The sequence below is a fragment of the Trebonia sp. genome, assembly GCF_049794275.1.
GTDB lineage: Bacteria > Actinomycetota > Actinomycetes > Streptosporangiales > Streptosporangiaceae > Trebonia.
This window is the reverse complement of the sequence record NZ_JBARCR010000672.1, coordinates 1-2,993: the sequence shown is the minus strand read 5'-3', so window position 1 is coordinate 2,993 and position 2,993 is coordinate 1. Positions and strand designations below refer to the sequence as shown.

Annotated in this window: 2 protein-coding genes and 1 pseudogene; 1 reads left to right on the top strand and 2 read right to left on the bottom strand. The window is 70.7% G+C overall.

Annotation, left to right across the window (positions count from 1 at the left end):
• Positions 1-298 (bottom strand): annotated as a pseudogene (locus WA805_RS18045) (hypothetical protein); the annotation flags it as partial.
• A gap of 194 nt (positions 299-492) precedes the next feature.
• Here WA805_RS18045 and WA805_RS18040 point away from each other — a divergent pair.
• Complete coding sequence (locus WA805_RS18040) at positions 493-1,152, top strand: 2,3-bisphosphoglycerate-dependent phosphoglycerate mutase (protein ID WP_425242911.1); 660 nt, start codon at positions 493-495, stop codon at positions 1,150-1,152.
• A 330-nt stretch (positions 1,153-1,482) separates the two neighbouring features.
• Here the strand turns inward: WA805_RS18040 and WA805_RS18035 are convergent.
• The coding region (locus tag WA805_RS18035; RefSeq protein ID WP_425242910.1) for a DUF222 domain-containing protein at positions 1,483-2,993 on the bottom strand (1,511 nt) is incomplete at its 5' end.

The following is a 2,993-nucleotide window of genomic DNA, read 5'->3' as shown; positions in this document are numbered from 1 at the left end:
TGGTGTACACCGACACGACCTCGCGGTAGGACAGCACCACCAGCAGCACGCCGAACAGGACAACCAGCGTCAGCGGCAGCACCAGCGTGAACGCGGCCAGCCCGAAAAACGGCAGCAGCGCGTACAGAATCTCCTCGGTGCCGTACGCCGCCGACGAGAGCCCGTCACACGACAGCACGCCGAGCGCGAGCGGCCGGGATAGCCGCTGGCTCGACAGCTGCTCGGTGACCAGCGGCGATCCGAGCACCCGGCACTTGACCTGGTACCAGAACCCGTCCGCCGGTTCGACCGCCGCCATGATGTCCTCCTGTCGTCGCGCTGCCTCCAGCCAACCGTCGCCGCCCGAGCCGGGCCAGGGACGTTGGTCAGGGACCTTGGGCATCAGGGAAGGTGAGATTGGTCTCTGCCGACGGCATGCTGCCGGGGCGAAGCTGTGACCACGGACGCGAGATCTACAGAAAAGCGGTCAGCGCTGAGCGGGAGGAGCGGCCGATGGCCAGGCTGGTCTTGCTGCGCCATGGTGAGAGTGCCTGGAACGTAGCGGATGTCTTCACGGGCTGGATCGACGTAAGACTGAGCGATCGCGGCAAGCAGCAGGCACACAAGGCTGGGCAACTGCTCGCCACCCGTGGTCAGTTGCCCGACGTCGTGCATACCTCGGTGCAGACCCGGGCCATCCAGTCCGCGGACCTGGCGCTCGGCGCGTGCGGGCGGTCATGGATTCCCGTGCGGCGGTCCTGGCGGCTCAACTCCAACCACTACGGCGCGCTCCAGGGACGCGGCAAGGCCGAGGTCCGGACGGAGGCGGGAGAAGAACAGTACATGCGCTGGCGGCGCGGATATCGCGTCCGACCGCCGCAGGGCGAGCCGGACCATGATCGGCGTTACGCCGCGCTGCCGCCGGAGGCGCGGCCTCGCGGCGAGTCGCTGCACGACGTGACCCTGCGACTGCTGCCCTACTGGTATGACGCGATCGTCCCGGACCTGCGGCGGTACGACTGCGTGCTGGTCGTGTCGCACGGCAACACGCTGCGCGCGCTGATCAAGCACCTGGAGACGGTTAGCGATGACGCGGTATCAGGGCTCGAGGTGCCGAACGCGACGCCGCTGCTCTACGAGTTCCCAGCCGGTCAGCCAGGCCAGCCGGGCTAACGACTCCCTGGGGACCTTTGTCCCGCCGACCGCCGGCCGTTCATCCCTACTGCGCTCGGGCCGCAGCGGCGTGGACTAAGGGGCAAGGACCCGGACTACTGGACTATAGGAGGTGGGACCGGTGAACACCTGGTTCGTGGTGGGATCAGCGGCAGTGGCCGCGGCCGTCTGCGTGGCACTGCTGGCGGGCAAGGACGACATCCGCCGCTTCCGGCAGATACACAACATGTAAGGAGCGTTGCTCACACGCACGATGGCCGCACACCTGGTGTGCGGCCATCGGCGCTACGAGGAGGCGGAGGTCATGTGCCGCGCGGCGAACGACCCGGATCACATCTCGTAGACGGTGGGCCTGGTGGTGTAGCTGCGTCCGGAGGGTGTGGTCCAGATCATGACGCCGGGTTCGGGCTGCTCAAGCTTCCAGCCCGGGGCTTGTTTCACACGATGGTGGCGTCTGCAGGGCGGGGCGATGTTGCATTCGTCGGTCGGCCCGTCCGGGTGCGGCACAGTGTGGTCGAGGTCGTTGTGATACGCGTGGGCGCCGCAGCCGGGGGCGGGGCAGGTCGCGGTACGGGCCCGGACCAGATGGCCGAGCTTGCGGCTGGGCGTGTACCGGTTTTCGGCGTTGGCGTGGTCGCAGCTGCCTTTGGCGATCGGGGTGAAGGTGACGTTGAGGTCGCGCAGCAGTGTCGCGAGCGCGGCGGCCTGCCGGGCGTCGGGTCCGTCGCGGTTTCGCTGGCCGTCTCCCGGTGGCGGGATCCAGGGGTGGGAGCCGCGGGCACAGCCGTGCGCGACCGCGGTGCCGTCGGGCCCGAGGAGAGTGAAGCACCAGCGGGTACGCGGGTCACGGGAGGCGGCTTCGACGAGGCGGCGGGTGTCGCCGGGGTCGGTCAGTCCCCAGCCGCCGGCTTCGCCGGGCGCGGCGGACCAGCCGAGGATGTTGCCGGCCGGGACGGTGAGGTTGATCAGCGCCGGGAACGGGGCCGGCGGGCCGGACGGGACACCGCCGCTGTCCGGGTGGTCGTCGTCTTCGGCGGTGCCGCGGCGCTCGTGCTGCCATTGGGTCATGTCGGGGCAGCCGTCCCAGCTGGCATCGTCATCGCCGTCACCGTCGCCGGAGCCATCGCCGTCGCCGGCATGGCCGCCTGCGGCCGGCTTGTCCTGGCGGGCGTCCCGCCCGGCATCGTCAGCGGACTCGGGGCCGGCAAGGCGGTCCAGCGGGTCGCGGCCCTGGGTCAGGTCGTTGAACGCCAGCACCCGGAGCCGCTGCAGGGTGCCGGGCAGCCCGCCTTTGCGCAGCGCGACGGCGAGGGCGTCGATGTGCGCCTTGGACGCGAGCGCGTCCTCGATCGCCAGCTCCCGGCCGGACAGGAACGCGTTGCCGGATTCCTCCCGCCCGGCCTGCACTCGCTGCCTTTCTTGGCGGGCCTGCTCCTTGCCGCGCTGGAACGCTTGAGGGTCGAGTTTCATCGCCACCGCGGTGGCCTTGCGGGCCAGCTGGTCATACCGCAGCCCCGGCGCGAGGATCGCGAGGATCTCATCAGCTTGGGCGGCATCAGCGTCAGACAGGTGCCGGGTGGGCCGCCAGATCAGCCGGGCCCGGTACTCATCGATCAGCCCGGCGCCCAGCGCGGCCCAGGTGCGGGGCAGCCGGGCCGGCAGGTCGCCGGCCAGGTCCATCTGGTCGCGCGCCGCGTTCTGCGAGGTGACCAGTTCCATGCCGAGCTCGGCGTCGGGGAACTCGCCGTCCCGGCAGCCGCGCGGCACCTTCCGGGATGTCGCGTCGGCCAGCTGGGCGTCGCGGCGGCGGGTGAACTCCGCGACCGCGGTCAGCTCCAGCC